This window comes from Terribacillus halophilus, from assembly GCF_900162685.1.
In the GTDB taxonomy this organism is placed as follows: Bacteria; Bacillota; Bacilli; order Bacillales; family Amphibacillaceae; genus Terribacillus; species Terribacillus halophilus_A.
Genome location: NZ_LT727828.1, coordinates 1644599 through 1670726, shown reverse-complemented (window position 1 = coordinate 1670726; position 26128 = coordinate 1644599). Strand labels below are relative to the sequence as shown.

Below are 26128 nucleotides of genomic sequence, written 5' to 3'. Positions count from 1 at the left end.
TTTACCTCCTAAAAATTTCCCCATCATTATTAAAAAAATTCTTCTTTCTATTCCATAACCATTCTATCAAAAAAGCAGACAGATGGATAATAAGAACAAATAGAATAAGATAAAATCAAAAAGATACCGGCAATAGTGAACTGCACCCCAAAAGTTAGTGTTACTCTAACTTTCAGGGTGCACTTCATAGACCGGTATCTTTTATAGCTTAAGCAAAGTACGAGCAAATCTGCCGTACTGCATCTTTTTCGAAAATTTTCTTGCCATATTCATTAAGCCGCACCGACGTTACAATGCTTGGACTGGCGAATTCGGACATCACTGCAATTAAATTCTCCCGCTGTTCCGGGTGCAGCAGGGTCTGAATCTCCATATAATATAAATCATTCATAAAATAGACGGCAGCGTCTTCAATACCCACCTGCTGTAATTGATGGGAAACGCTGATGATATCTTCAAAATCAGTGAAGGAAAAGATAAGCTCTCTGCTCTCGTCCAATGTCACTTTCATTTCGATATAATCCTCTTCTTCTTCAAAGTCTTCTGTCTGCGGATACTGGGTAACAATGATTTGCATCCCTTGTGCTTGCAGAATATGAACTTGAACAAGAAGTGTTCCTTCCAATTCAAAGCCCAATTCATCACTTGCCTCAAACATCATATCGTGAAAAAGCTGATGAACGCCAGGAAGATCATGCCAGAGATCTTCTTTTGTCAAGCCTCTCTCGATTAAATCGTCGAAAGTAAGAAAGATCTTGAATTGATTTAATGATACGCGCTCTAACTTCATCACTTTTCCCCCTTGGATGCCATTCTAGATATAGATAGCATATGATTCGCCTTATATTTTGTACGCGGCACATCCCTAGAGATGCGTCCATTTTTTAAGTTGATTTCCCTATTCAAACAATTAGCTTTGTACGTATAGTTAGTATATTAATCTTTGTGCTAAAAATACCCTTGTTGTCCAAACTGAAAACGGACTAAAACAAGTCTGGTAACAATGACGGGACATCCGTATACAACATGATATACGAGATTCCGGCTAACACGATGACTGTCAAGATGATAAACCTCACAAGAACGCCATTCCAGCGCAATCGAAAGCCTGTCCGTGCTCCATCATGGATCGTGCGGCGCGGCGGTAAGTTCAAAACATCGATTCGCTGACCTTCTGACTCCGCTTCCTCTTTTATGGCGGGTGCTTCTTCTGGTTCTGCTTTCTGTGCCTCTTCCGATGATTGGGTCACGGACGCTACCAATTCTTCGAGATCGAGGTCTTTCTCTTCTGTCTTTGCCATTGAAGTGTCCTTCCTTCCATTATCCGTTTTCATTGCTGTAAAAGGAAACGGAGTTGCTCCCGCCAGCCTGCTGCATCGTGCTGTGCGCTCACTGGTACTGTTTCCCAGTCCTTGAGGGTATCTCCGCAATTGTCGCAGCAGCGTCCGCTTGCAGGACGTACTGTGCGCTGGAAGTGAGCAAATAATATTCGGCGTCTGCATGTATCTGTGTAAATCCATTCTTTCATACGCTGCAGCTGCACCAATTTATGTTTTTTTCGTTCACCAACAAGGTTCTCTATCTGCTCCAGAAAATCCTTCCAAGTTTGTGCGTTATACTGCAGTTGATTTCCCTTTACTATATCATGTTTTTCCATCTGATATAGTAAAAATCGCCATTGCGTTTCGCCAATCGGAATGTGCTGCACAATTAACTCGTAAGCAGGTAAGTCTGTCATCCCAGCTTGTACCCGCTGATATAAGTGTCGCATCAATTGCTGGATGGAAGACTGTTCTGGCAAATCTTGTTCAATAAGATGTACAGGTATCTGCCAGTCACCAGGACTATACAGGACAACACTAACACTTTCCTTGCCATCTCGGCCAGCTCTGCCTACTTCTTGAATAAAAGATTCCTTGTCATTTGGCAGATGATAATGAATGATCAAGCGCACATCTTCTTTGTCTACACCCATTCCAAATGCGCTCGTACAACAGATGATCTGAAGCTGGCCAGCAAGGAACTGCTGCTGGATCAGAATGCGGTCTTCATTCTCCATTCCGCCATGGTAATAGGCACATGCCATATCTGGCATGTTTATTCGAATCAACGCCGCAACACTTTCCGCCATATTCCGGCTGGAGAAATAGATGATTGTCGGAGCCTGCATTTTCCTTAGTAAGGCCAGCATCGTTTCGTTCTTTTCTTGTTGATCTTGTACTTCTTGCACAAAATAAGCGATATTCGGTCTATCCATTGGGTAGATATGTTTCTCCATCTCCAAATCTCCCAGAAGATGCTGAATATCAGTCTGAACTTCTGGCGTAGCTGTTCCGGTGAGTGCCAGGACAGGTGGGCTTCCAAGTGTTCGAATAACCTCAGCCAAGCGCAAGTAATCGGTGCGGAATTCTTTTCCCCACTGTGAAATGCAGTGCGCTTCATCTACAACAAACAGCTGAATCTTCAGCTGCATCAGGCGGCTGATCAAATAATCATTTTGAAGCATTTCTGGTGAAACATACAGAAGATCATAAGACGCTAGATTGCGAGTCACTTGCTGCTTATCTTCATAATTAAGAAAGCTGTTTAATGCCGCTACTCGTTTGAAACCTTTTGCTCGCAGCTGCTTCACTTGATCTTCCATCAGGGAAAGTAAAGGTGAGACGACAATGACTTGTCCGCTCCGCATGAAGGCCGGCAGCTGATAGCAAACAGATTTGCCGGTACCAGTCGGTAATACACCAAGTGTATGGCGATTCTGCATCACACTCTCTAGTATTTCCAATTGGCCAGTACGGAATTGCTCATATCCGTAATATTTTAATAATGCTTGCTGCAAATCTGTCTTCACGCCTCCACCTCCTGTTCATTACGCAGTGCAAGTGCCATTCTGATCTGAAAATAGTTATACTTTCCGTTGAGCGCAGCGTGGATATGTTTTAGTTTATTTGTATCTGTTTTTTCAGCACAATCCATAATAACTGCTGCATCGGCTTCGCCAATAAATCTGCTTGCCAGCCTTCTGCCTTCCAGCCAAGTCATCTCTACAATATGATCTTTAATCGTATTTTCGGACAATCCCCTAGCCGCCGCAATCTGATCCAGAGTCAACCCGCGTTCGAGCATCATCCTCGTTTTATGTGCGGTAGATGTAATCGTGTTTGACTGCTGTTTCGGTTGTTCAATCAGCGTTCCAAGATACGGAAACAGCGCCTTGTTTGCACTCACTTGATTCAGAAAGTAATGAATCGTAGATGTTTGATAAAGCGGTACATCTATTTCTTGCAAATCATATTTGACCGCTAGCTGCGCTGCCGTTAAACCGATATGCTGGTAACCGCTTATTCGATCGACGAATAAACCTGCCTGCTCTTCTGGCAGGTTCTCAAGCAAGCCGTATAACTCTTCATATAAGGAGCTTCGCCAATTCCCCAGCTGCGTCAGTTCCTGTCGATATAATTGCTTGACCCAATACTGCACTTGCCCTTGGTCGGTAACAGGAATATAACGTTTTTCTCCGTGTGCTTGATTTGACAGCATTTGGAGCAGCAAAAGAAGCCGATACAAAAAGGCGTCGGTTTGTGATTGATAAGCCATTCCATTGAAATATGGAATTGGCGTTTTATTAACCTGTATTTTATTCTCCAGTAAGTCCGCTGCCAGCTTGTCAAATAAATCTCGAGAAAGCTTCGGATAAATTCCAAACAAATTTGTAAGACCATACATGTGGGCATCTTGAAGTGTTTGGGCTGAGCGTTTGCCTTGAAGGAGATGGTAAATGGAGGCCGTACTCCGTTCATTACGGATAGGCTGGACTGCATGAAGTATGATGGAAGCCAGGAGCATGAGGATCAACCTTTCTAAACTTGTATTCCGATTCCTTACGCGCTACACTTAGTATAAAGCATGTGATAGCTTTGTTGGAAGCGGAAGGGGGAAATCTCCGATGGTAATGTATACATATGTTGACCAGGATACGTGTATTGCCTGCGGAACATGCGGAGCTGTCGCGCCCGATGTGTACGATTACGATGATGAAGGACTGGCATTTGTCCTGCTTGATCGTAATACTGGTACTTTTGCTGTACCGGAGGATTTGCAGGAAGATGTAACAGATGCACACGAATCTTGTCCTACGGAATCTATTAAGCTAAGTGATTTAGTTATCGGAAAAGAAGCATTAACACATATATAAGAACCACTTCCCTTGTTAAGAGGAAGTGGTTCTTTTCCTATGAGCCGGTATCCACTTGTCAAATAACCTGCGCAGAACAGGATACAAAATAAAGAAGAAAATACCATTTCCAATTGCATGCATCGTGTCAAAGCTTAAGCCTGCAATATAATAAGCAAGAAAATGCTCCATAATAAACAGGTTAGGCAGTGAAATAAGCAGTCCATAAACATAGCCGGTCAGCACGCTGGCGGCCGTCATAACAAGCAGATGCGGATTCTTCCACAGCTTCCCAATCGAACCGAATAAAAGCCCGATGAGTCCCCAAGCAATTATTTGCCATAATGTCCATAACCCCATACCCAATATCATGTTCGATAACAAGGTAGACAAAACGGCAATAATAACACCCGCAGCTGGACCTAACAAAAGCGAACAGATAATGATGACACTCGTCATCGGCTGCATATTGGGCAGAAATGGGAACAATACATTCGCATAAATCCTGCCTACCGTAGCAAGTGCTGTCAGCATGGCCAACAGTGTCAGTTTACGAGTCGCAAACATTAAGAAGCTTTTTGTAGATTGAAGGCTACTTCATCTTCATCTGAAAGTTCGAGGTCAGCTGCTCCAACTTGTGCCATTTCGCCGTTGACCGTATAAAGCCAGTATTTACTCGCGCCTTCATCCTGACTGTGACCTTCAATGGACGTTATCATACCAGCATCTTCTTCCACTTCAAAATTCTCTTTCATCACATCCATCAGATTAGCACCTTCCTCAAAAGCAACTTCTTTTGAGCTAACTTCTTCCCCATCTTCTGTCAATGTGATGGTGGCTTGCTGCTCGGTCTGCTGCTCTGCCTGCTGGTTATTCTGCTGCGATTGTTCGGTTGTACCGCAGCCTGCGAGTATGCCTGCTGCCAATAGCAGTGCACTCAGCATATGTAGTGCTTTCTTCATAAAAAAATCCTCCCTTTTTGTAAAGGAAAGAGCATCAGAAGCTGTCGCTTCAGCCGCTCAGTCCCCGAAGCGGTGAAACAGAAGCATACAGGCAGGTCTGCTGACTGATACCTTCTTCTACTAAGAACCCTTCCCATCCATCGGACAGTGGTTATGTTCTTTTCGCTGGTAATCACAGCTGCGAGGACAGTCACGGAGTTTCACCGTATTCCCTATCAAGTCTGATCGACACCGTACATGCTTTGAATCGAGCTTATTTTATCATATTATCTCTTTTTTGTATGCTGAGGGAGGCGGATAATGAAGGTCGTCCCTTCATGAAGTCTGCTTGTCACTTTAATCGTTCCGCCGTGCGCCTGCACAATATTGTTAGCGATAGCAAGTCCTAAGCCATTCCCTGTTTTGCCTGTTTTTCTTGTTCTGGATTTGTCCGCCTTATAAAATCGCTCAAAAACGAACGGTAGATCTTCTTCTGGAATACCGCTGCCGGAATCCTTAACAGATATAACGAGCTGCTCTGTATCATCAGAAACTGTCACTTGAACAGAACCAGCATTTTCTGTATGCGTAATTGCATTATCAATCAAATTCGTCAATACTTGCTCTAACGAATCAGGCGCAAATCGGTACGTCTGTTTATCTACCGCATTCACTAAGCCAAGCTTAATCTCTCTATCATCTGCCAGACCTTGGAACTTACGAACAATCCGTTCTAAGAAAGGATTGATGTCTACATCTTCGATTACCAAGTGTGTATCTCCAGCTTCCATTCTGGCCAAATCAAGCAGCTGATTAACGAGTCGGCCAATCCGCAGTGATTCATCATGGATAATTTGAGCAAGTTCATTTTTTGCTTCGACTGTATCAGCTATATCATCAATGATTGCTTCACTGTACCCTTGAAGCAGAGAAATCGGCGTACGAAGTTCATGAGTAACGTTCGTTATAAAATCTTCTCGAAGTTTATTCAAGCGACGTTCCTGGGTCATATCGCGTACAACTGCTACTGCACCTCGTATCGCAGCTTCGTCATACAGCGGGGTGGCAATAATTACCCATTCTCTTCCCTGTATCGTCAATTCCCGTGTTACTTCCGATGCAGTCGTAACTACACTCTCCATAATCTCCAGCCAAACACCAGGCACTTCGCGGAATGTTTCCCCATTTTCAAACTGCCAGTCATGAATGAAAGCCTCCGCGGGTGGGTTTGTTACCGTCAGTTCACCTTGCCGGTTAATCATAACAACGCCATCTACCATGGCATTCACCACTCTGCTAAGATGCTCTTTTTCCTGGCTGAGTGCATTGATATTAAATTCCAGTTGTTTCCCCATTTTGTTAAAAGCAGTTGCCAGCATACCAATTTCATCATGTGTGACGACGGGTACAGTTGTCCCAAATTGGCCGCGAGCTACGTTAAGTGCTGCATCCTGCATTTTAATAAGCGGTTTTGTAATTCTGGAAGATAGGAAAAATGCAAACACAGTCGTCAGAACAAATGCGATACCGGCACCAAGCAAAATTATTTGCGTTGTCTGATTGCCTGTTTCCTTTACAACAGATAATGATTGGTATACATATACAGCACCATTGCCATCCTCAAGCGGCGTACCTACCGCAAGGACACTTACATCTGTATCAGGAAGAACAAGCTGTTTTGACACTTCTTTTCCATCCGTAACTGCCTTGCTTAGTTCAGCATCTTCTAAAAACCAATCTTTGTTCACGCTGGGCAAAACGTCAGACTGTTTATCAGGCACTGACAGCCAAAATGTATCTCCCTGTAAGATAGCGATCCGGGAGTTTGGATCTTGCACGCGATCGGCCGTATCAAAGACCGTACTCCGGTTATCTATCTCCTCAAGTAAAATAGAAACTTTAGCTGCTGTTTGCATAAGCCTTTCTTCAGCTTCTTCAATATGGAAATTACCAAAGAACTCGAGCAGTAAAAAGGTCAGCAAACCGAGAACGACCGAGACAAGCAAGAGAATGGTCAGCCAAAGCTTGTTGACAACACTTCCCCAAAGCATTAGCTGTTATCCGCTTCGAATTTGTATCCGACACCCCAAACAGTCACAATCATACTAGCTGCGTCTTCGGATACTTTGCTCAGCTTCTCTCGAAGTCTTTTCACATGCGTATCAACAGTCCGCAAATCCCCGAAGAATTCATACTTCCAAACTTGTTTCAATAAGTCTTCCCGCCCATAAACCTTGTCAGGTGTGGATGCCAAGAAATGCAGCAACTCATATTCTTTCGGTGTTAACGTCACTTCTTGGTTATCCGCAGTTACGCGGTGCGCATCCTTATCAATTGTCAGATGAGCAAAAACAAGCAGATCTTTCGCTTTCGCATCGGTATGCAAGTATTTAGTTGTCGAAGACCTTCGCAGCAACGCCTTGACTCGCAGCACAACTTCACGAGGACTGAAAGGTTTTACGATATAATCATCAGCTCCAACCTCAAAACCTTCTACCCGATCCGCTTCTTCGCCTTTTGCGGTCAGCATAATAATCGGCGTGCCTTTTTCTTTACGAATCTCCTGACAAACTTCAATTCCATCTTTGCCAGGCATCATAACATCGAGCAGGATAACATCGTAATCGGTTTCTGTCGCCATCTGGAGGCCTTGCTCTCCATCCGCTGCTTCGTCGAGCGTATATCCTTCTTTTTCCAAGTACATACGCACCAGTCTGCGGATTCTTTCTTCATCGTCTACTACTAGAATATGTGCTTCTGATTCCATGATCCTTCCCCTTTTCTCTTGTTATGTTAAGCATAAGCATGCAGGCCTACGATAAGCAAATTTACGGCCAGTAAATTGAACATAATAATACAAAATCCGATTACAAGCAGCCAAGCGGATCGAATTCCCTGCCAGCCTCTCAGCATCCGTATGTGCAAGAAAGCAGCATAAAAAAGCCAAGTAATCAATGCCCACACTTCTTTTGGATCCCAGCCCCAAAAACGATCCCATGCTTGCTGCGCCCATATCATTGCAAAGATAAGTGCACCAAGTGTAAAAATCGGAAATCCAATAGCAACTGCCCGGTAGCCGATATCATCCAGCGTGTCCTTTGGCAGCTTCTGTACAATTGGCTGGAGAACTGCCCCAATTCTTTTTCTTGCAAGTGCAATAATAATGATATATAGAAAAACACCAGCAATGATAGATAAGGTAACTGTATTCAGCTGCTGCGCTGCATTTTCTCCGCGCATCCACTCTGAAACGCTGATATGCACGGGTAACACGGTCGTGACGGTATCATGCGGAACAAACAATGGAGGCAGCTGATACATGACAGAATCTTGGGCAGTTATTACAGCAGCTGTATAACCACTCAGCCGGAATATAAATGCCAGCAGCATATAACCGATAACGGAAAGAAGGATAAGAAACAACCCTTCAATCGCCCATACGCTCTTATGCTGTTTTGTTTGATCGGTTTCATGCAGGATATAAAGAAAACCAGTGAAAAAGCTGATTGAAAGCACGGCTTCCCCAAGTGCAGCGGTTGTGACATGGATATAGAGCCAATGGCTTTGCAAAGATGGCACGAGCGGCGCAACCTCTTGCGGAAACATGGCGGCACATCCAATAATTAAAATTGCAATGATGAGTGCAAGTATTGCTAACAGCGGATAAGGATAAAACCAATAAACAACGAGCAGAACCAAAACCATCATCATGCCAAAGAAGGTCATAAATTCAAATAGATTGCTTACAGGTGCATGTCCGCTGTAAACCCATCGCAGAATGAAAAAGCCAAGCTGTGCAAGCCAGCCAAGTGCTGTTATTCCCCAGGCGAGATTCCTAAACACAGGCTGCCTTCGTCTCGCAGCGGCCCAAGTGAAAAGAATAACACCAATTAAATAGCTAAAAAAAGCTACTTCCAGCAAATGGCCGCTTAACAGATGCAGTTGTTCCATCAGTACCTCCCTCCTTTTCGATAGTTATCTAACAACCTATCTGCTTCTTTTTCTAAGGAGGAAGTATGCTTGTTTGTATACCCAGCAAGCAGATACGTACCATCTTGCTGTTTATGAAGCCATAATCTCCGGTGCTGCCAATAAAGTCCTTGTATAAGGCCCATCATGAAGATGATACCGCCCAGCAGGAATACCGGCAGCGTCCAATCGCGCTTAACCGATAAACCGGTCACATGGTGCGTCTCGTAATCGACTGCAGAAATACTGTAACGGTTAGAGCCTGTCTCAGAGACAACCTCATCCACTGCTGCAAATACTCTTTCGGTATGTTCGCCATCGGTTATATCCATAACAAACGCGGGGTTTCGTGGGAATTTGGAAACTGTTACCACGCTATCTCCATCCAGCTGATAATCCGGATAATAATCAATCAGCACCGCACGCAGACCGTTTTCAAGTTGATATTCTGTATTGGGATCTTGGGTATCAATCTTTATGTCAGCTGTCTGGCCATCTTCATTGAAGGTACGAAATGTCAGGCTGCTGAACTCATTTAATTGATAACCAGACTGATAAATCGTGTACCCTGCTGCCCTGACAGGGTGGTTGACAGAAACTTGAAGATGCGACAGCAAATCAAGGTCAGCCATTTCGCCTGCAAGATGTTTCTCCGTTTGGAAGATGCTTATATTTGTAGTAAAGCTTTTCGGAATGTTTCTTCCTTCCAGTTTGATCGCCTCACTGAATTTCGGGTCATCTGCATTATATGTATCCACAATAAAACGCTCGTTTTTAATAAATAACGACTGATTGGTATTCGGTACGACAGCTGTCTCTCCGTCTCGTATCCATACAAAAGAATCTTGATAAAAAGATGGAAACAGCCTTAGAAATGCAGCAGTTAAAATTAGCAGCAAGCCAATATGGTTCACATACGGCCCCCATCTGGCAAACCTATTTTTCTCCGCCAGGAAATCTTCCCCATCCTGCCGAACATGATATCGCTTTTCTCTCATTTCCTTTACCAGAAGTTCAGGCGCTGTAATTTCTAATTCCCGGACATACTTTTGTTGCCTGAGAAAAGATATACGACGTTTGATTGGCTGCTTTTTCAGTGCGCGGTATAAAGGGAAAAACCGATCAATACTCGCAATTAGAATACTTGCACCAAGCAAGCCAAGCAATATCATATACCACCACGAACTGTAAAGCATATCAAAACCCAAGTAATGGTATGCCCGGCCAAACAGACCATATTGTGATGCATAAAATTCCTGAGGTATACTGCCAGGAGGTATGTAGGCCCGCTGCGGCAGAATTGTTCCCAGCGCAGTCGCAAGCAATGTGACAATCAGTATGTACATGCCGTTTCGTACTGAAGAGAAAAAACGCCATACGTTATCGATAACTGTTCGCTTTTGCTGCTGTGATCTGCGCAGAGCACCTTCATATCGCATATCCCAATTCTTTCGCTGCTCTTCGCATTGACTGCAAAATTTCTCAGACTGCTGCTTTTCCTTTTTGCAAACAGGGCATTGCTGCATCGTCCTCGCCTTCTTTCTCAAGGCACAATCTCATCCAGATACTTCTCAAGCTTTTCTATCTGCAGCGGTCCATAAACCGTTCTGCTTATCGTTCCATCGGCTCGAATAAAAAATGTAGCCGGCAGCGCATCAACACTATATGCCTCCATTACCTGGTTTCCGTTATCTTGTAATAGCGGAAACGAGAGATCATAACGATCACGAAACCGATTGATCACGAGGCTGCTTTGGTCAGCACTGATTGCTGCAAGAATAACGTTTTGTTTTTCATATGTAGGAGCTGCTTCTTCAAATACAGGCATTTCCTGCTTGCATGGTTCGCAATAGGTTGCCCAGAAGTTTACGAGTACACCTTTCCCTTTCAGGTCAGACAGTTTAAATTTCTCGCCTGTCTGGATATTTTCCAATACAAAATCCGGTGCCTTCTCCCCTGCCTCAAGCTTTTGAGACTTTCCTTCATTCAGCAGCTTCCAGCCAGCTGTCAGCAGCACACATGCCAGAACTGTAAGTACAAACAGTCGAATGAGAAAACGCCGTTTTTTCAAGGAATCCATGTGTACTCACCTCTTGCCAAGTATAGCATGTTGCCCGGCTGTCATATTTGACAACTTTTTTACTTTTCTTTGTATTCCTTTTTAATACGATGTACTTCCTCCGGTGTCAGCTTGCGGTGAGCCCCAGGCTGCAGTCCTTCGAGTGTTAAAAATCCGAAACGTTCCCGTTTAAGTTTTTGAACAGGATATTGGATGCTTTCCATCATTTTTCTTACTTGACGATTACGTCCTTCATGCAAAATAATTTGGACAAGACTGGTATTTTTCTTTCTATCTGCACTCATCAGTTTGGTATAAACCGCTTTACATTTATGCCCATCAATCATGACGCCACGCTTTAGCTGTTTTAACTCTTCTGGAGTTGGTATTCCTTTTACTTTCGCTACATAGACTTTATCAATCTTCTGACTTGGATGCATAAGCATATTGGCGAATTCGCCGTCATTCGTCAGCAGCAGCAAACCAGAAGTATCGTAATCCAGCCGTCCGATTGGGTAAACTCTTTCGGTTACTTCCGGCATCAAATCAAGCACTACTTTACGGTCTTTCTCATCTTGCACACTGGAGATAACACCGCGAGGCTTGTACAGCATATAATAAACCGATTTCTCTTTTTCAAGTGGTATACCATTCACTTCAACTGTATCGCTTGATGTAACTTTAACGCCAAGTTCCTTTACGACTTTGCCGTTCACTTTCACTTTACCTTCCAAGATCATCGTCTCGGCTTTCCTTCTTGATGTAACACCGCTATGGGCAATTACTTTTTGCAGACGTTCTGCTTGTTTATCCATTTATTGATCCTCACTTTTTTTTACAAGAACAAAGAAAGAGCGTTAACGATTGTCAACGCTTCTCATGCTCCGAATATAATCGTTACTACAATGATTGAAGCAATTATACCAATAACATCCGCTAACAGTCCAACTTTTAATGCATCCCCCATCTTACGAATCCCTACTGCTCCGAAATAAACGGTCAGCACATAAAAGGTCGTGTCGGTGCTGCCTTGCAAAACAGATGCTAGTCGACCGATAAATGAATCCGGACCATGTGTGGCGATTAGTTCTGTTGTCATACCAAGTGCTGCTGTGCCGCTAATTGGCCGCACGAGTGCCAACGGAACAATATCAGCCGGCATACCAAGTATGCTCAGAACCGGCGTAATGAGACCAATTAAGGCATCCAGCGCACCTGAAGCCCGCAGAATAGAAATGGAGATGAGCATGCCAAGCAGAAAAGGCAGAATCGAGATAGCTAAGCTAATGCCTTCTTTACCACCGTCGACAAACAGTTCATATGTTGGGAGTCGTTTAGCGGTAGCAATGGCTAGCACCACTAAGATTAAGCATGGAATAATCCACAAGCTGGCAGTTGCAAGCAGGCTCATATACGACGCTCCTTCCGTCTTCGAATCTCATAAAAGAGCCGATCGATCAGAATAGCACCTATGAAAGAAAGAATGGATGCCAGCAGCGTCGCACTGACTATCTCAGTCGGCGAATTAGATTCGTACTTCATTCGCACAGCAAGCACAGTTGTTGGGATGAGCGTTAAGCTGGAGGTGTTTACTGCCAGAAAGGTAATCATAGATCGGCTTGCTTTCGGACTGTTACTGAGTTTTTTCATTTCTTCCATCGCTTTAATCCCCATCGGTGTCGCTGCGTTGCCTAAACCAAAGAAGTTAGCTGTCAAATTAGACAGAATATATCCCATTGCCGGATGATCCTTCGGTATGTCAGGAAATAATCTGGAAATGAATGGTTTGGCTAGTCGTACAAGTGCATTTAAAAGTCCAGCAGCTTCCGCTATTTTCGTAATGCCGAGCCAAAATACCATCACACTTATAAGACTGATAGCCAAAACGACCGCATCATCCGCACTTTTAAAGATTGCTTTGTTCACTTGATCCATCGTACCAGTAAACATGGCATAAATAATGCCGCCTATCGCCATTATTGCCCAGATATAGTTCACCATAGACGGACACCCGCTATTTCATCAAATACTTGTTTTACCGTACCAGCCAAAGTTGGCTCCTCCGGTACGGTATAAATAGGGACAGAGCCAATTCGAGTTTTATCCAAGTAATAAACATCCGTCCCGATTTGCTGTTGATGCTCCTGCTGCTTTAGCATGTAAGTGACGCTATGTGCCGCTTTCTTCTCCTTGTCTGTCAGAGGATAAATAATGGAGGTACCTGTCTCCGGCTGCTTTAATTTTGTCAGGCGATATTCATCAAATCCCCATTCGAATAAGTTCTTATGATCGCGCCAATCGTCCGGATCATTGATCGTAACGACGACTAACTCCATCCCATCCTTTTCTGCTGTGCTTACTAGCGTCCTGCCTGCTTTTTTTGTATAACCTGTTTTCCCTCCAGTAGAGTGCTCATAATAACGTGTCAGCATCTTNTTTTGTATAACCTGTTTTCCCTCCAGTAGAGTGCTCATAATAACGTGTCAGCATCTTATTTTTATTGCCCCAGGCGTACCGCTTGGAATCTGCTTTATAAGTTTTCGTACCGCTGATTTTTCGGAAGGTATCATTCTTCATCGCATACCTAGTCAATAATGCCATATCATACGCTGAACTGTGGTGTGATTCGGTATCCAGACCATGCGGATTATCAAAATGGGAATCTTGCATGCCCAGCCATGCTGCCTTTTCATTCATTAGATGCGCAAATCCTTCTTCACTGCCTCCAACATGTTCTGCAATAGCCACAGCGGCATCATTTCCAGAACGAAGCATAAGACCATATACCAAATCGGCAAGCGGAATTTCCTCCCCTTCCTTGAGATAAATGGAGGAGCCTTCCGTATAGATTGCATTTTTACTAACTGTCACTGTTTCATCCATCTTACCTGATTCAATTGCAATAATTGCTGTCATTATCTTTGTAATACTGGCAATCCGCTTTGGATCGGCTGCATTCTTCTCATATAGCACTCTGCCTGTAGAAAGCTCCATCAAGATTGCCGAATCTGCAGCTACGCCAGGTTTCGCTGCTGCTTGTCCAGGCAGAAGCACGGCGCAAAGGGATAAGGCAATCATTATAACGAGCATGCGCTTGAACATGTTACGAACCTCCCTTGATCATCTAACATCATTGTATGCAAGAGAGACAGGCTTATGAACAAGTGAAAAAACCCCTTCTAATTTAGAAGAGGTTATCTTTTAAAATGGCGCCCATTTTACTTGCTTAGCAGTTTCGAAGCGCTGAGCTGCGTTGGCCCAGTTGACGATTTTCCACCAATTTTCTACGTATTGTTTTTTATTCGTCTTATATTGCAGGTAATAGGCATGCTCCCACATATCCAATACGAGAAGCGGAATCGTATCGAGCAGCCCGAAGAACTGATGCTTCTCCAGCGTTTGAATAGCAAGATGATGAGACCTAGGTTCCCATACAAGTATTGTCCAGCCCACGCCCTCGACACTATCTGCCGCTTTAGAGAACATCTCTTGAAAACGACGGAAAGAACCAAAATCCTTCCTGATTTGCTGCGCCAGCTGACCGGAAGGCTCGCCGCCTCCATTAGGCGACATATTATACCAGAAGATTGTGTGCAGGAAATGTCCGGAACCATGGAAAGATTGTTCTCGCAAGTAATGCTTGTAATCGGAGCTTGTTTTATCATCTCGGTTCACATATAGCATTTCCTCGGCCTTATTCAGACCATCGACATAAGATTGATGATGCTTCGTATAGTGCAATTCCATGATTTCCTTGCTGATGTATGGCTCTAAAGCATCAAATCGGTAAGGCAGGGGCGGCAGACGATGCTGTCCCCAGCGGACACTATTTTGGCGATTTGCGTGTTCCGCTCTATCAGCAATCACTTGCGCAGCCTGCCGGAATTGCACAGCAGTTGCTTGATGAACTGCCTCTCCTGCTGCTAACTTGCTTTCTAACTGCTTCTGCAAATCTTCTACATCGGCGCGCCATAACGCATCTCCAGCATGTTTCTCCATCTGCTTACTCCACTGTAATAACTCTTCCAAATATGCTCTCATACTCAAAATCGCTCACCTCACCTCAACGTATGCATACGCCCGGGTGAAGGAAGCTTGTCATTCAGGATCAGCAGGAAAATCTTCAAAGAACAAATCAGCTGCACCTTCTGGATCTTCGGTACCTTCTGGTAAAGGCGGTAAATCGTCCAATGAGTGCAGACCAAAATAAGCTAAAAAGGCTAGCGTCGTAACATAAAGAATCGGCCGGCCGATTCCCTCTTTGCGGCCGTTTTCTTCGATAAAGCCTCTTGCCACCAATGTCTGAATTGGCCTTTCACTTTTGACGCCCCGCACTTCTTCCACCTCAATACGCGTAAGCGGCTGTTTATAGGCAATAATAGCAAGCGTCTCCAACGCTGCTTGTGACAGCTTGCTGTTTTGCGGCGAATCCAGAAGTCTTCTATGATAAGCGGCATGCTCTGCCTTCGTGGTCAGGTGATAGGAACCTTTCATTTCCATAATGGAGAGTCCTCTGTTTGGGGAAGCGTACGCCTCTTTCAAAGCAGCCAGCTCGGTGTTTATTTCTTCTTCTCCGATTTCTAAAGCGTGCATAAGCTGCTTTTTAGTTAGTCCTTCATCTCCAGCTGCAAAAAGCAGCCCTTCTAAAATACTGTTATACGGTACTTCCATCATAGATCCCCATTTCAAATACAGTTAACTCTTCAAAATGCTGTTCTTGCTTGCAAACAATCTGTTTCTTTTTCATTAACTCCAATATGGCCATGAACGTAACCACGATATGCTGCTTCGTCCTTTCGGGAAACAATTCGAAGAAACCAACGCCTTGTTTGCGGAGCTTCACTGCTTCCAGTACTTCCCCCATCCGATCTTCAAGGGCTATTTCTGCCCGCTGTACTTTCGTATCAAGCGGTTTCGTCCATGCTTTTCTGCGGAAAACACGCTCTAGTGCTGCCACCATATCATAAACCGTAACCTCTCCAGGTTCGAGCGGCTTTAGTTCTGGTTTATCCGGCAGCGGTGCTGGTGGTCTCGTATAAAGTTTATCGGCAGACATTTCCTTGTCTTTCAAGTCAGCAGCCGCTTCCTTATATTTTCGGTATTCAATTAACCGATGCATTAACTCATCACGCGGATCTTCCTCATCTGCTTCCAGTTCGTCCTCGAGAGCAGCTTGATTTGGCAGAAGCAGCTGGCTCTTCATCGCGAGCAGCGTGGCAGCCATTACAAGATACTCGCTTGCGATATTCAGCTCTAATTGCTGCATGGTATGTATATAATGCATATATTGCTCGGTGATGACCGCCACCGGAATATCATAAATATCGATTTCATATTGATTGATCAAATGCAGGAGCAAATCGAGCGGGCCTTCGAATCCGTCCAGCTTTACGCTGTATCCTTGCATAAAATCTCCTCCTCCCGAAAAAAGTTCATCACCGCCCATACCACTGCCGGGATTCCTACATACCTTATACCGTAAGATAAATGTTCAGCATTTAAGCATTTATCTGTCACATTTCACAAGGGAGGAATTTCACATGGGTAACTACGGCGGAGGATTTGCTTTAATCGTTGTGCTTTTCATTCTTCTAATCATCGTAGGTGCAGCTTGGCTATAAGCCGATAAGCACAAAGAAAACCAGCCTTCTAGGAGGCTGGTTTTTATTTTAAGCTTCTGTTCCGCATTTCTCAAGGAAATTTTTNCACGTGATGCATCGGCGCATACATATTCCGTACTTCGCAGACAATCTGCCTGCCGATACCGTTGCCGCGATGAGATGGATCAACCGAAATATGCTGCACGATTGCACTATCTCCTTCAATCGCTACACCAACCGCTCCAAGAATATCATCTTCGTCCTTCCAAAGAAATAAATGCCAATCTGGATTATTGTTATATTCCTGGATTAACTGCTGCAATTTCTTTACTTGTTTTACATCGGGCATGAATGATAGTAGTCCCATTGCGATTTTTTCCATTGACTTCTTGTATCGTATTAGCATAATAACCCCTCATTAAGAAAATAACCTTCTGAGCATCGACAGCAGAAAAAGAAAGCTCGCTCCCATCATGACCCAAAAAAGTTTCTTCTCTTGTTTGTCACTATCCTGCAACTGTATTCCACTCCTGTCGTACGTAGTCTTATTTAAAACCTATCTACGTTTTTTGTCAACTTTACACTTCATTCCCTGCCATTTTTTACGCTTTTTTCTGTTCCAACACAGTTAATTCCTGCATAGTTTCTCCAGCAGTGCACATCATCATGCAAGTGATGCAAGCAGAATCTGGCGAGATAGCTATATTATGTGGTAGAATCATCAAGGAGTACATACTCACTTCAATTTTTAGGAGGACAAGCAAAATGGCGAAAAAAGGTTATATCTTAATGCTAGATGGCGATAAGATTGAATTTGAACTTTATCCGGAGGAAGCACCAAACACTGTAGCGAACTTCGAAAAGCTCGCAAACTCCGGTTTTTATAATGGCGTAACATTCCACCGGGTTATCCCTGGTTTCGTAAGCCAAGGCGGCGACCCAACAGGAACAGGTGCTGGAGGCAGCGGCGAAACAATCAAGTGTGAAACAGAAGGAAACCCGCATAAACACGAAGCTGGCAGTCTTTCTATGGCGCACGCTGGTAAAGATACTGGTTCAAGCCAGTTCTTCATCGTGCATGAGCCGCAGCCGCATTTGAACGGTGTTCATACTGTTTTCGGTAAAGTTACTTCCAATCTTGATGTTGCCCGAAACATGGTGAACGGCGACACAATGGAAACTGTTAAAGTTTTCGACGAAGAATAAAAGAAAATCCTGTATGCCATGAGCATACAGGATTTTTTTATTCGTATGACAAGTCCAGCCTTGTTAATTCCTCGGCCTCTTCTCTTTTGACTACAAGTTTATCCACGCCATTTTCAACAAACACAACAGCAGGTCTGCCAAAACGATTATAATTGTTCGCCATCGCATAGCCGTATGCGCCGGTACTAAACACAGCCAGCAGATCACCAGCTTCCGCTTTTGGCAGATCGATATCCCAAATCAGCATATCACCAGATTCACAGCATTTCCCGGCGATTGACACTGTTTCAATCGCTTCCTCATCGGCTCGGTTTGCTAGCTTAGCCTCATAAACAGCTTTATAAAGAGCAGGACGCAGATTATCGGTCATGCCGCCATCCACTGCTACATACTTACGCACACCAGGAATTTCTTTCACAGAACCAATTGTGTAAAGCGTCACTGCCGCATTTCCAACAATGGATCTGCCCGGTTCAATCCAAATTTCCGGCATTGGGATGGAAGCTGCTTCTGCTTCCGCTTTAATTCGGGACACTAAAGCGTGAATATATTCTGACAACGGCAGCGGCTCATCGTTTTCTGTATAACGAATACCAAATCCACCACCGACATTAAGCACTGATGGTGCATAATTATACGTATGATGCCACGATTTAACCAGCTCAAATAGTCTGCTGACAGCCATCAGGAAACCATCCGTCTCAAAAATTTGCGAACCGATATGGCAGTGAAGGCCTTTCATCCGAATGAATTCACTATCTTTTACTAGCTGGAAAGCTTCTTCTGCTTGTCCGTTCGCAATATCAAATCCAAATTTGGAATCTTCATTCCCTGTCAGGATATAGTCATGTGTATGTGCTTCTATTCCGGGCGTAACACGAAGCAAAACATCCATTTGTTTGCCTTGTTCTTTCAATACTGCCTCCAGCAGTGCTATCTCATGGAAGTTGTCTACAACAATACAGCCAATATTATGGGCAACTGCCATAGAAAGTTCTTCATAGCTCTTATTGTTGCCATGTAAATGTATTCTGTCCGCAGGAAATTCCGCTTTTAATGCTGTATGCAATTCCCCGCGGGAAACAACATCCAAACTGAGTTTCTCTTGTTTGGCTACCTGCAGCATAGCGACAGAAGAAAAAGCCTTGCTTGCATAAGCGACCTGCGCGTTGACACCTAACGTTTCAAATGCGTTAACGAAAGCCTTGGCATTTTCCCTTATAATACCAACATCATATACAAATAAAGGAGTACCATATTTTTTTGCTAATGTGACGGCATCAACACCGCCAATTTCTAGAATATGCTGATCATTAATAACAAAAGGATGCTGCATAAAACCATAACCTCCAACTCAGGACTATCGGATAAGCAATCAAACAACGAAAGCTCATCTTTCCGCATAGGAAGAAGATGAGCTTATCGCTTCACAAGCTACACTACCCGAATCTGACAAAATAGATAGAGTAAACTTATCATATTCTTATTTTTCTAGCAACTAAGAATTCGGCATTCTATTCTTATCCTGCGGGTTGGTAATACCTGGACGGATTTTTGATAATGGTGTTGGTGTCCGGTAAATCACTTGTATCAACCCTTTCAAGTTGAATGGGATTAACGGCCACATATAAGGCGTATTTAAAGACTTGGTACCAACAAGTATGAGCATCATCAACGTAATGCTGATAACAAACCCCGGCACTCCAAAGATAGCAGTTGCAAATAAAAAGATAATACGCGTTATTTTATTCGAAACACTAAGCTCAAAACTTGGTGTCACAAAAGAACCAACTGCCGATATAGCTACATAAAGAATAACCTCAGGTGTAAATAATCCAACATTAATCGCTATTTCACCAATAAGTACAGCAGCAATCAGACCCATGGCCGTAGACAGCGGGGTTGGCGTATGAATAGCAGCTAGCCGGAGGAATTCTATCCCTAAATCTGCCAGTAAGATTTGGAGAAATAACGGAATATGCCCTCCACCTTTATTTGGTCCAATAAAGTCAATAGACGCTGGCAAAAGTTCTGGATGAACCGTAACCAAATACCAAAATGGCAATAAGTATAACGATGCAAAGATTCCGATTAGCCGTATCCAGCGGATGAATGTTCCTGGCGCTGGCGATTCTCGATATTCCTCTGCATGCTGCAGATGATGGAAGTATGTTGTCGGTGTGATAATAACACTTGGAGAAGTATCCACGATTATTATGACGTGCCCTTCATATAAATGAATTGCACTTATATCAGGTCTTTCTGTATAGCGAACTAACGGGAAAGGTTTATTCCCTTGTTTAACGAGAAATTCCTCCACTGATTTATCCGCCATCGGAATGCCATCAATCTCTATTTCCTTCAGTTCTTCCTTAATTAATTTGACCAAATTCGGATCTGCAACATCTTCAATATAGGCAATACAAATATCTGACTTGGACCTTTCTCCAACTTGCATCATTTCCAGACGCAATCGCTCATCGCGAATTCTTCTGCGAGTTAATGCCGTGTTTATAATGATATTTTCTGTGTATCCATCCCTCGGTCCGCGAATAACTTTCTCGGTGTCAGGCTCCATTGGCTGCCTGCCCGGGTAAGATCTCGTATCAACCACAAACGCAAAGTCACAACCATCAATGAAGACGACAATTAACCCGGATAGAAAGGCATCGACACAGTCATCAATATTTTCCTTCCGGTTGACTTGCATGTGGACCAAACGATTCTCGATGATTTCTGGAATTTTGTTTGTGTTCTTTTCATCATCATTAATACTTATTAATTTGGAAATAACACGCTGTACAATTTCAGCATCGGCGAGACCGGTTGTGTAGTAGATTTCAATTTGTTTTTTGAGAATGATCAGCTTTCGGTGACCAACATCAAAGGAGATTCCAAGCCCGACACGCTCTTTCATAAAGTCGTTTACTTCATCTATTTTGGACGGGATTGGGTTCTTTTCTCTTTCATCCATGATTGGTTCCCTCCCTTTCTAGAATGATTCGAAGGGCTTGTGCGGTAATCGGTGACCCGATCTCGATTCTGTCTTTACCTCGCATTTTCCCTATGTCTCCAATGGCAACGACTATTGGAAGATCAAGCTGATCGAGTAAGTAAATCGTGTCACCGTTAATACGCCCAAGCTCATCCGTAATCACACCTTCTTTGTCCACTCCAAATGGCTGCAGTTCGCCAGCTTGGTCAATGGAAAAGCTGACTCGGCTCCATTCCCTGTTTTGCGTATGAGCTGCAACGGCCAGCGCCCCAATAATATTAATTTCCGGGTCGGCGGCAATGCTCTGAAGAATCTTCTCTCCGCTTCCGACTCCCGGAACCCCTCCATCGTCCAGCAGCACATATACTGGTTCTTGAGGAGCTGCTTGTATGGCAGCTTTTATTGCGCTCTCATCTGCTGTCATCGGATTATCCGCCAAATAGGACAGCGAGGTTCCCCCAATCTTATGTGCCAGATAATCGATGGTTCGTTTAGCATAAGCGTCTCCGTCGGTTATGAGAATAACTCTTTTCATCTTGTTCATCCCTTCGGCTTAAAGAACACTGCAACAAGAAAACCAAACAGAATGGCAGCAGCAATTCCGGCGGATGTCAGCTGAAACATTCCGAGCGCAATTCCCCAGAACCCATGTTTATCCGCTTGTTCCATCGCACCATGCAGCAAGGAATGACCAAAGCTCGTAATTGGAACTGTAGCTCCAGCGCCAGCGAAAGAAATGAGGTTATCGTACAAATCAAAACCATCCAGTACACATCCTGCCACAACAAAGGTGCTCATTACATGTCCTGCATCCATTTTCGCCACATCCAAAAGCAGCTGACCAACAACGCAGATCAGCCCTCCTATAACAAAGGCCCAGAAAAAGTCCATGTTTATCCCTCCTCTCTGACAAGTACCACACTGTGCGCAATGGCAGGAATGGATTCTTTCTGGCGAATTACGGTCGGGCTCATTAACGCTCCTGTTGCAGTAACCAAAATCCGCTTGTACGTCCCTTTTTTCATTTCATCCAAAAGGTGACCATACGTTACAATAGCAGAACAGGCAGTGCCGCTTCCGCCGGCTAGCATGCCTTGATCACTCGTGTAAAGCAAATTGCCGCAGTCTTTATGAACGGCATCAATATTAATTCCATCACTTCGCAGCATATCCTTAAGTATCGGGGACCCTACACTTGACAAATCACCTGTTACAATCAAGTCATAATCTGCCGGCGTCCTGCCGAAATCACTCAAATGTCTTTTAATCGTATCGTGAGCAGCTGGCACCATCGCACTGCCGAGATCAAACGCATTCGTAGCACCAAAGTCAACAACTTTCCCAATGGTCGCCCCTTCGATACGGATTTTACTTTTTTCCCGGCTTACTAGCGCACAGCCTGCTCCAGTGGCCGTGCTAGTGGCTGTCTCAGGCTTTTGATTGCCGTATTCTGTCGGGAAACGGAATTGCCGTTCTGCAGTGGCATTGTGACTTGAGACAGCAGTCAGGATACGGTCTGCTGCTCCCGCATCGACTAGCTGAGAAGCGATTGCCAAGGTTTCCATACTAGTCGAACATGCGCCAAACATACCAAGATAAGACATATCCATGTCACGTGCCGTATAGTTAGCACTAACATTTTGATTCAGTAAATCTCCTGCAATGAACATATCAATATGCTGCGGTTTTAGTCCTGCTTTTTCTAGTGTTACTTGGATGGAATCCTGTAAAAGTTTGCGCTCTGCCATTTCCCAGTTGTCTTCTCCGCAATAAAGATTCTCATAAGATTTGTCAAAGGAGCTGCCTAGCGGCCCTTTCCCTTCCTTAGGTCCCACGCTTGTACCAGTTTCCTCAATATAGACGGCGTTGTTCAGCGTCCAGGATTGTCTGCCCATCTTTGCCATTTTCTCACCCTCCAACTAGCTGATTAAATACATAGCGGATAATACCGACGATATACGCTGAGGTAACTCCGAACACAATGACGCTACCTGCCAATTTGAACATATTTCCTCCAATTCCCAATACATAGCCTTCCGATTTAAATTCTAAGGCAGCACTTGTAATGGAATTGGCAAATCCCGTAACTGGTACAGCAGTTCCTGCACCAGCAAACTGAGCAATTCGGTCATATACACCTATTCCTGTCAATAAAGCAGAAAGGAGGATAAGTGTCGTAACCGTCGGCGTCCCAGCTTCCTGCTGGCTCATATCGAATACTTGCATATAAAATTTCGTCAACAGTTCGCCGATGAGACAAATGAAGCCGCCGACTAAAAATGCTTTTAAACAATTGCGGAATAACGGGACTTTCGGATAATACGATTTTGCTGTTTTGTTGTAATTTTCTTTTTTGAACTTGGAATCCATACTCTGTCACCTCTTAAATTAATAGGAAAATAAAAGCCATTGAAATAATGATCCTGTAATCTTTCCTAACACGATTGCCATAAAGAACCAGATGATGCTCCCATCCAAGCCGATTCTCCTAGTTAAGATAGGGAATACATTGAGCACCTCTGTCAGCGCTGCAGCCAGCATACCGACAAAAACACCGTGCAATAGACCCCAAAAGCTGATTACAAGCAGCGGTGCATGGAAGTGGAAATAGTGAAAGGAAAGAATTGTACCGGCAAAGGCGCCAGCAGTGACACCAGCTTCATACGTAATAATAAACCCATGTGTTTTGCTTAGCTGTATCAATCTGGGGATGATACCGAGAACGGTTAGAAAGGCAACAAAACCCGCTCCAGTTGCAAGCCCGGCACTGAGCCCCATACCCGTTTCAGCTATGGCGATCCACATTTTGTTTCTCCAAACTGTTTTCGTGGTATGCCACGTAAACGTCCATTTCCCGCTGGTATTTGTGCATTTCTACTTCCAGCGGACTGGGCTCCTCATTCAGTCTCTTCTTGAACACATGATTGAAAAAGAGGATCATCCCCACCCCAATTCCAATACTATAAGGAATTTGCATCCATAGCGGATGGACAAGCTTTTCGCCTGTAAGCAGAAAATGAATCTTTTGCTGGACGGGCTCCATGGCGACATCAAAATGAAAATTCATGATCGTCATAGCGGATCCTATAAACAGAAGCAGCCAAATAAGAATGACAAGCGGCCACACCGTTCTTTTCTTCGAACGCTGCACACGCACGATCGTCTGTTCGGATCCAATCAGCTGCAATTCATGCTCCGGAAAAATCCTCATAAGCTGCTGAAATACAAGAAAGGAGTCGAGGACTACAATATTGCGGTCATTTTCCGTTATCCGGTAAATGACCGTATCCAGCATGCGCTCTTTTTGATCACCGGCATTTGCAATATGGGCAATGTCCTTTAATTTGATTACTGCTTCTGGAGCAGTGGTTATTTTCCGGATAAACCGGATGTATACGATTGCTGGCATAAAAGCACCTCTCCTATGAAGAAGGGTTTCTGTACTTAGTATGGTATAAGCACTTAGAAAACATGCTGGTAATTGCAGGCAATAAAAAAAGCCTTTGCACAATATGTGCAAAAGCTATTTTTCCAGCTGCTCCTTGATGGCAGCCAACAGTTTCTTTTCCAGGCGGGAAACTTGGACTTGTGAAATCCCGAGCCGTTCTGACACTTCTGATTGTGTTTGGTCCTTATAGAAACGCAAATATACAATCAGTCTTTCTCGCTCGCCAAGCGATTGTATTGCTTCCTGTAGAGCAAGCTTGTCGAACCAATTATTGTCTTGTTCTGCAATCTGGTCTAACAAAGTAATTGGATCGCCATCATTCTCAAATACTGTCTCATGAATGGAGTGCGGCAGCTTGGCAGCCTCCTCTGCATGGACGATTTCCTCTGGAGTAAGCTCGAGTTCCGTAGCAATCTCCTGTATGGTTGGCGCACGATTCAGTGTTTTCGTCATTTCTTCTTTTTTCTTGCGTACTTTATTGGCCGTTTCTTTCAAGGATCGGCTCACTTTTAAGCTGCCGTCATCTCGGATAAACCGCTGAATCTCACCAATAATCATTGGTACTGCATAGGTGGAGAATCGGACGTCATAAGCCAAGTCGAATTTATCAATCGATTTGATCAGGCCGATACAGCCGATCTGAAATAAATCATCCGGTTCATAACCGCGGTTAATGAACCGCTGAACGACAGACCAGACGAGTCTTACATTTCGTTCGACAAGGATATCACGTGCTTCTTTATCACCATTCTGACTTAACTGGATGTATGTTTTTACTTGCTTATCGGTCAATTGTTCCTTTGCCTTCTGCTGTTTCAAATATACATCCATTTTCCCCACCTACTGACTCATGGCTTTGCTTCGATTGAACTGCTTATTCATTGTAACTGTTGTGCCTTCGCCTTCTGCTGAAAACACATACACATTGTCCATGAAGTTTTCCATGATAGTGAAGCCCATTCCAGAACGCTCTAAGTCAGGCTTTGATGTATACAAAGGCTCCATTGCCTGTTCCACATCTGAAATGCCCACTCCCTCATCCCGGATAATCAATTCTACATCTCCGTCTTCCAATGTACAGATAATCGTAATCATCTGATCAGGATCGGAATTATACCCATGTATAATCGCATTTGTTACCGCCTCAGAGACGACTGTTTTGATCTCTGTAAGCTCATCCATAGTCGGATCAAGCTGTGAGACAAAGGAGGCAACAGTTACACGAGCGAAAGCTTCATTCCTGCTTTGGCTAGAGAAAGAAAACCGCATCATATTCGTATTCATGATAGCACCACCCCAAATGTTTCCAGCGCAAAGCGCTCATTTTCTTCAAACCTGATAATCTTAAACAAGCCAGACAGCTGGAACAGCCTGTCCACAGCTGGTGTAAGACTGCAGACAACCATCTCTCTTCCTTCTGCTTTCAGTTCTTTATATCTGCCAAGGATGACACCAAGACCGGAGCTGTCCATAAAAGAGAGAAATTCCAAATTCAATACCATATGCTTTATACCTGGCTGCTGCAAAGCAAGCTGCCAGCTTTCTTTTAATTCTCTCGCCGTATGATGATCTAGCTCCCCGCTGAGACGGGCTAGCAAGATGTTCTCCTTCAATTCGTACTCTACTGTCAACCCCATAAATCTCTCCTCCTTTATCCTGCTTATACATTTCTGCAGAAAAAGGCGAAAACCTTTTGGATGACAAAAATAGAAGAAACATTAGTCAATCTGCCATAA

Annotated in this window: 34 protein-coding genes and 1 riboswitch; of the genes, 3 read left to right on the top strand and 31 right to left on the bottom strand. The window is 44.0% G+C overall.

The features are described from left to right. Window positions 1-208 precede the first annotated feature (208 nt). From B1K52_RS13070 to B1K52_RS13055, 4 genes are all read right to left on the bottom strand, one after another. Window positions 209-790: a genetic competence negative regulator gene (locus tag B1K52_RS13070; protein ID WP_077308932.1), complete on the bottom strand. Its 582-nt coding sequence runs from the start codon at window positions 788-790 to the stop codon at window positions 209-211. A 193-nt stretch (window positions 791-983) separates the two neighbouring features. Continuing rightward, a complete protein-coding gene (locus B1K52_RS13065; RefSeq protein WP_077308930.1) occupies window positions 984-1301 on the bottom strand; it encodes a hypothetical protein in 318 nt (105 codons plus the stop codon). A gap of 29 nt (window positions 1302-1330) precedes the next feature. Next, window positions 1331-2851, bottom strand: a complete 1521-nt coding sequence (locus B1K52_RS13060; RefSeq protein ID WP_077308928.1) for a RecQ family ATP-dependent DNA helicase — start codon at window positions 2849-2851, stop codon at window positions 1331-1333. Beyond that, entirely contained in the window at window positions 2848-3846 is a 999-nt protein-coding gene (locus tag B1K52_RS13055) for a YpbB family protein (RefSeq protein ID WP_077308926.1), read from the bottom strand. The genes B1K52_RS13060 and B1K52_RS13055 overlap by 4 nt, the downstream gene beginning before the upstream one ends. A 100-nt stretch (window positions 3847-3946) precedes the next feature. On the opposite strand from B1K52_RS13055, the gene B1K52_RS13050 reads away from it, so the two are divergent. Further along, window positions 3947-4195, top strand: a complete 249-nt coding sequence (locus B1K52_RS13050) for a ferredoxin (RefSeq protein WP_077308924.1) — start codon at window positions 3947-3949, stop codon at window positions 4193-4195. A 15-nt stretch (window positions 4196-4210) separates the two neighbouring features. Here B1K52_RS13050 and B1K52_RS13045 read toward each other — a convergent pair whose 3' ends face one another. The 15 genes from B1K52_RS13045 to B1K52_RS12980 all read right to left on the bottom strand — a co-directional run bounded on the left by B1K52_RS13045 (window position 4211) and on the right by B1K52_RS12980 (window position 16550). Continuing rightward, on the bottom strand, window positions 4211-4741 hold the full coding sequence (locus B1K52_RS13045; RefSeq protein ID WP_077308922.1) for an ECF transporter S component: 531 nt from the start codon (window positions 4739-4741) through the stop codon (window positions 4211-4213). Next, window positions 4741-5136 (bottom strand): DUF4430 domain-containing protein, encoded by a 396-nt coding sequence (locus tag B1K52_RS13040; protein ID WP_077308920.1) that lies wholly within the window; start codon window positions 5134-5136, stop codon window positions 4741-4743. Before B1K52_RS13040 ends, B1K52_RS13045 begins: the two co-directional genes overlap by 1 nt. A gap of 74 nt (window positions 5137-5210) precedes the next feature. Next, a riboswitch (cobalamin riboswitch) is annotated at window positions 5211-5387 on the bottom strand. Window positions 5388-5402: 15 nt separating this feature from the next. Then, on the bottom strand, window positions 5403-7166 hold the full coding sequence (locus B1K52_RS13035; RefSeq protein ID WP_077308918.1) for an ATP-binding protein: 1764 nt from the start codon (window positions 7164-7166) through the stop codon (window positions 5403-5405). Next, window positions 7166-7882 (bottom strand): response regulator transcription factor, encoded by a 717-nt coding sequence (locus B1K52_RS13030; protein ID WP_077308916.1) that lies wholly within the window; start codon window positions 7880-7882, stop codon window positions 7166-7168. Before B1K52_RS13030 ends, B1K52_RS13035 begins: the two co-directional genes overlap by 1 nt. Window positions 7883-7908: 26 nt before the next feature. Beyond that, entirely contained in the window at window positions 7909-9066 is a 1158-nt protein-coding gene (ccsB, locus tag B1K52_RS13025; RefSeq protein WP_077308914.1) for a c-type cytochrome biogenesis protein CcsB, read from the bottom strand. Further along, window positions 9066-10610, bottom strand: a complete 1545-nt coding sequence (resB, locus tag B1K52_RS13020) for a cytochrome c biogenesis protein ResB (RefSeq protein WP_077308912.1) — start codon at window positions 10608-10610, stop codon at window positions 9066-9068. The genes ccsB and resB overlap by 1 nt, the downstream gene beginning before the upstream one ends. Before the next feature lie 17 nt (window positions 10611-10627). Next, window positions 10628-11164, bottom strand: a complete 537-nt coding sequence (resA, locus tag B1K52_RS13015) for a thiol-disulfide oxidoreductase ResA (RefSeq protein WP_077308910.1) — start codon at window positions 11162-11164, stop codon at window positions 10628-10630. Between the two features lie 59 nt (window positions 11165-11223). Beyond that, window positions 11224-11958: a pseudouridine synthase gene (locus B1K52_RS13010; protein ID WP_077308908.1), complete on the bottom strand. Its 735-nt coding sequence runs from the start codon at window positions 11956-11958 to the stop codon at window positions 11224-11226. Between the two features lie 62 nt (window positions 11959-12020). Continuing rightward, complete coding sequence (locus B1K52_RS13005) at window positions 12021-12554, bottom strand: spore maturation protein (RefSeq protein ID WP_077308906.1); 534 nt, start codon at window positions 12552-12554, stop codon at window positions 12021-12023. Then, complete coding sequence (locus B1K52_RS13000; protein ID WP_077308904.1) at window positions 12551-13144, bottom strand: nucleoside recognition domain-containing protein; 594 nt, start codon at window positions 13142-13144, stop codon at window positions 12551-12553. Before B1K52_RS13000 ends, B1K52_RS13005 begins: the two co-directional genes overlap by 4 nt. Next, window positions 13138-13575 carry a D-alanyl-D-alanine carboxypeptidase family protein gene (locus B1K52_RS18495; RefSeq protein WP_373022474.1) on the bottom strand — a complete coding sequence of 146 codons (438 nt, stop codon included), beginning with the start codon at window positions 13573-13575 and terminating at the stop codon, window positions 13138-13140. The genes B1K52_RS13000 and B1K52_RS18495 overlap by 7 nt, the downstream gene beginning before the upstream one ends. Beyond that, window positions 13556-14137, bottom strand: a complete 582-nt coding sequence (locus B1K52_RS12995; protein ID WP_444851942.1) for a D-alanyl-D-alanine carboxypeptidase family protein — start codon at window positions 14135-14137, stop codon at window positions 13556-13558. The genes B1K52_RS18495 and B1K52_RS12995 overlap by 20 nt, the downstream gene beginning before the upstream one ends. Before the next feature lie 207 nt (window positions 14138-14344). Beyond that, complete coding sequence (locus B1K52_RS12990; protein WP_077308902.1) at window positions 14345-15184, bottom strand: superoxide dismutase; 840 nt, start codon at window positions 15182-15184, stop codon at window positions 14345-14347. 57 nt (window positions 15185-15241) lie between these two features. Beyond that, window positions 15242-15814, bottom strand: coding sequence for an SMC-Scp complex subunit ScpB (gene scpB, locus B1K52_RS12985; RefSeq protein WP_077308900.1), 573 nt, complete (start codon window positions 15812-15814; stop codon window positions 15242-15244). Then, window positions 15798-16550 carry a segregation/condensation protein A gene (locus B1K52_RS12980; RefSeq protein ID WP_077308898.1) on the bottom strand — a complete coding sequence of 251 codons (753 nt, stop codon included), beginning with the start codon at window positions 16548-16550 and terminating at the stop codon, window positions 15798-15800. The genes scpB and B1K52_RS12980 overlap by 17 nt, the downstream gene beginning before the upstream one ends. Before the next feature lie 133 nt (window positions 16551-16683). On the opposite strand from B1K52_RS12980, the gene B1K52_RS12975 reads away from it, so the two are divergent. Beyond that, window positions 16684-16764: a YjcZ family sporulation protein gene (locus tag B1K52_RS12975; protein ID WP_077308896.1), complete on the top strand. Its 81-nt coding sequence runs from the start codon at window positions 16684-16686 to the stop codon at window positions 16762-16764. A 70-nt stretch (window positions 16765-16834) separates the two neighbouring features. On the opposite strand, the gene B1K52_RS12970 is transcribed toward B1K52_RS12975, so the two are convergent. Beyond that, window positions 16835-17092 (bottom strand): GNAT family N-acetyltransferase, encoded by a 258-nt coding sequence (locus B1K52_RS12970; protein WP_444851941.1) that lies wholly within the window; start codon window positions 17090-17092, stop codon window positions 16835-16837. Between the two features lie 416 nt (window positions 17093-17508). On the opposite strand from B1K52_RS12970, the gene B1K52_RS12965 reads away from it, so the two are divergent. Next, on the top strand, window positions 17509-17949 hold the full coding sequence (locus tag B1K52_RS12965; RefSeq protein ID WP_077308892.1) for a peptidylprolyl isomerase: 441 nt from the start codon (window positions 17509-17511) through the stop codon (window positions 17947-17949). 37 nt (window positions 17950-17986) lie between these two features. Here B1K52_RS12965 and lysA read toward each other — a convergent pair whose 3' ends face one another. The 11 genes from lysA to spoIIAA all read right to left on the bottom strand — a co-directional run bounded on the left by lysA (window position 17987) and on the right by spoIIAA (window position 26029). Continuing rightward, on the bottom strand, window positions 17987-19285 hold the full coding sequence (gene lysA / locus B1K52_RS12960) for a diaminopimelate decarboxylase (RefSeq protein WP_077308890.1): 1299 nt from the start codon (window positions 19283-19285) through the stop codon (window positions 17987-17989). Window positions 19286-19447: 162 nt separating this feature from the next. Then, window positions 19448-20923, bottom strand: coding sequence for a spore germination protein (locus tag B1K52_RS12955; protein WP_077308888.1), 1476 nt, complete (start codon window positions 20921-20923; stop codon window positions 19448-19450). Next, on the bottom strand, window positions 20916-21479 hold the full coding sequence (locus tag B1K52_RS12950) for a stage V sporulation protein SpoVABEA (protein ID WP_256855910.1): 564 nt from the start codon (window positions 21477-21479) through the stop codon (window positions 20916-20918). Before B1K52_RS12950 ends, B1K52_RS12955 begins: the two co-directional genes overlap by 8 nt. Before the next feature lie 5 nt (window positions 21480-21484). Then, a complete protein-coding gene (gene spoVAE, locus B1K52_RS12945) occupies window positions 21485-21835 on the bottom strand; it encodes a stage V sporulation protein AE (RefSeq protein WP_077308884.1) in 351 nt (116 codons plus the stop codon). A gap of 2 nt (window positions 21836-21837) precedes the next feature. Further along, on the bottom strand, window positions 21838-22848 hold the full coding sequence (spoVAD, locus tag B1K52_RS12940) for a stage V sporulation protein AD (protein ID WP_077308882.1): 1011 nt from the start codon (window positions 22846-22848) through the stop codon (window positions 21838-21840). Between the two features lie 4 nt (window positions 22849-22852). Continuing rightward, the gene (gene spoVAC, locus B1K52_RS12935; RefSeq protein ID WP_077308880.1) at window positions 22853-23314 is read right to left on the bottom strand and encodes a stage V sporulation protein AC; all 462 of its coding nucleotides are present in this window, start codon (window positions 23312-23314) and stop codon (window positions 22853-22855) included. An 18-nt stretch (window positions 23315-23332) separates the two neighbouring features. After that, window positions 23333-23749 (bottom strand): stage V sporulation protein AB, encoded by a 417-nt coding sequence (locus B1K52_RS12930; RefSeq protein WP_077308878.1) that lies wholly within the window; start codon window positions 23747-23749, stop codon window positions 23333-23335. Continuing rightward, on the bottom strand, window positions 23730-24353 hold the full coding sequence (locus B1K52_RS12925; protein ID WP_077308876.1) for a stage V sporulation protein AA: 624 nt from the start codon (window positions 24351-24353) through the stop codon (window positions 23730-23732). Before B1K52_RS12925 ends, B1K52_RS12930 begins: the two co-directional genes overlap by 20 nt. 114 nt (window positions 24354-24467) lie before the next feature. Beyond that, window positions 24468-25223, bottom strand: a complete 756-nt coding sequence (sigF, locus tag B1K52_RS12920; protein WP_077308874.1) for an RNA polymerase sporulation sigma factor SigF — start codon at window positions 25221-25223, stop codon at window positions 24468-24470. Between the two features lie 9 nt (window positions 25224-25232). Next, window positions 25233-25676 carry an anti-sigma F factor gene (spoIIAB, locus tag B1K52_RS12915; protein ID WP_077308872.1) on the bottom strand — a complete coding sequence of 148 codons (444 nt, stop codon included), beginning with the start codon at window positions 25674-25676 and terminating at the stop codon, window positions 25233-25235. Then, window positions 25673-26029 (bottom strand): anti-sigma F factor antagonist, encoded by a 357-nt coding sequence (spoIIAA, locus tag B1K52_RS12910; protein ID WP_077308870.1) that lies wholly within the window; start codon window positions 26027-26029, stop codon window positions 25673-25675. The genes spoIIAB and spoIIAA overlap by 4 nt, the downstream gene beginning before the upstream one ends. Window positions 26030-26128: the final 99 nt, after the last annotated feature.

Excerpts from the sequence above, each read along its gene's own strand:
- B1K52_RS13070 (WP_077308932.1), bottom strand. The coding sequence starts at position 790 with ATGAAGTTAGAGCGCGTATCATTAAATCAATTCAAGATCTTTCTTACT.
- B1K52_RS13065 (WP_077308930.1), bottom strand. The coding sequence starts at position 1,301 with ATGGCAAAGACAGAAGAGAAAGACCTCGATCTCGAAGAATTGGTAGCG.
- B1K52_RS13055 (WP_077308926.1), bottom strand. The coding sequence starts at position 3,846 with ATGCTCCTGGCTTCCATCATACTTCATGCAGTCCAGCCTATCCGTAAT.
- B1K52_RS13050 (WP_077308924.1), top strand. The coding sequence starts at position 3,947 with ATGGTAATGTATACATATGTTGACCAGGATACGTGTATTGCCTGCGGA.
- B1K52_RS13045 (WP_077308922.1), bottom strand. The coding sequence starts at position 4,741 with ATGTTTGCGACTCGTAAACTGACACTGTTGGCCATGCTGACAGCACTT.
- B1K52_RS13040 (WP_077308920.1), bottom strand. The coding sequence starts at position 5,136 with ATGAAGAAAGCACTACATATGCTGAGTGCACTGCTATTGGCAGCAGGC.
- B1K52_RS13035 (WP_077308918.1), bottom strand. The coding sequence starts at position 7,166 with ATGCTTTGGGGAAGTGTTGTCAACAAGCTTTGGCTGACCATTCTCTTG.
- B1K52_RS13030 (WP_077308916.1), bottom strand. The coding sequence starts at position 7,882 with ATGGAATCAGAAGCACATATTCTAGTAGTAGACGATGAAGAAAGAATC.
- ccsB (WP_077308914.1), bottom strand. The coding sequence starts at position 9,066 with ATGGAACAACTGCATCTGTTAAGCGGCCATTTGCTGGAAGTAGCTTTT.
- resB (WP_077308912.1), bottom strand. The coding sequence starts at position 10,610 with ATGCAGCAATGCCCTGTTTGCAAAAAGGAAAAGCAGCAGTCTGAGAAA.
- resA (WP_077308910.1), bottom strand. The coding sequence starts at position 11,164 with ATGGATTCCTTGAAAAAACGGCGTTTTCTCATTCGACTGTTTGTACTT.
- B1K52_RS13010 (WP_077308908.1), bottom strand. The coding sequence starts at position 11,958 with ATGGATAAACAAGCAGAACGTCTGCAAAAAGTAATTGCCCATAGCGGT.
- B1K52_RS13005 (WP_077308906.1), bottom strand. The coding sequence starts at position 12,554 with ATGAGCCTGCTTGCAACTGCCAGCTTGTGGATTATTCCATGCTTAATC.
- B1K52_RS13000 (WP_077308904.1), bottom strand. The coding sequence starts at position 13,144 with ATGGTGAACTATATCTGGGCAATAATGGCGATAGGCGGCATTATTTAT.
- B1K52_RS18495 (WP_373022474.1), bottom strand. The coding sequence starts at position 13,575 with ATGCTGACACGTTATTATGAGCACTCTACTGGAGGGAAAACAGGTTAT.
- B1K52_RS12990 (WP_077308902.1), bottom strand. The coding sequence starts at position 15,184 with ATGAGAGCATATTTGGAAGAGTTATTACAGTGGAGTAAGCAGATGGAG.
- scpB (WP_077308900.1), bottom strand. The coding sequence starts at position 15,814 with ATGGAAGTACCGTATAACAGTATTTTAGAAGGGCTGCTTTTTGCAGCT.
- B1K52_RS12980 (WP_077308898.1), bottom strand. The coding sequence starts at position 16,550 with ATGCAAGGATACAGCGTAAAGCTGGACGGATTCGAAGGCCCGCTCGAT.
- B1K52_RS12975 (WP_077308896.1), top strand. The coding sequence starts at position 16,684 with ATGGGTAACTACGGCGGAGGATTTGCTTTAATCGTTGTGCTTTTCATT.
- B1K52_RS12965 (WP_077308892.1), top strand. The coding sequence starts at position 17,509 with ATGGCGAAAAAAGGTTATATCTTAATGCTAGATGGCGATAAGATTGAA.
- lysA (WP_077308890.1), bottom strand. The coding sequence starts at position 19,285 with ATGCAGCATCCTTTTGTTATTAATGATCAGCATATTCTAGAAATTGGC.
- B1K52_RS12955 (WP_077308888.1), bottom strand. The coding sequence starts at position 20,923 with ATGGATGAAAGAGAAAAGAACCCAATCCCGTCCAAAATAGATGAAGTA.
- B1K52_RS12950 (WP_256855910.1), bottom strand. The coding sequence starts at position 21,479 with ATGAAAAGAGTTATTCTCATAACCGACGGAGACGCTTATGCTAAACGA.
- spoVAE (WP_077308884.1), bottom strand. The coding sequence starts at position 21,835 with ATGGACTTTTTCTGGGCCTTTGTTATAGGAGGGCTGATCTGCGTTGTT.
- spoVAD (WP_077308882.1), bottom strand. The coding sequence starts at position 22,848 with ATGGCAAAGATGGGCAGACAATCCTGGACGCTGAACAACGCCGTCTAT.
- spoVAC (WP_077308880.1), bottom strand. The coding sequence starts at position 23,314 with ATGGATTCCAAGTTCAAAAAAGAAAATTACAACAAAACAGCAAAATCG.
- B1K52_RS12930 (WP_077308878.1), bottom strand. The coding sequence starts at position 23,749 with ATGTGGATCGCCATAGCTGAAACGGGTATGGGGCTCAGTGCCGGGCTT.
- B1K52_RS12925 (WP_077308876.1), bottom strand. The coding sequence starts at position 24,353 with ATGCCAGCAATCGTATACATCCGGTTTATCCGGAAAATAACCACTGCT.
- sigF (WP_077308874.1), bottom strand. The coding sequence starts at position 25,223 with ATGGATGTATATTTGAAACAGCAGAAGGCAAAGGAACAATTGACCGAT.
- spoIIAB (WP_077308872.1), bottom strand. The coding sequence starts at position 25,676 with ATGAATACGAATATGATGCGGTTTTCTTTCTCTAGCCAAAGCAGGAAT.
- spoIIAA (WP_077308870.1), bottom strand. The coding sequence starts at position 26,029 with ATGGGGTTGACAGTAGAGTACGAATTGAAGGAGAACATCTTGCTAGCC.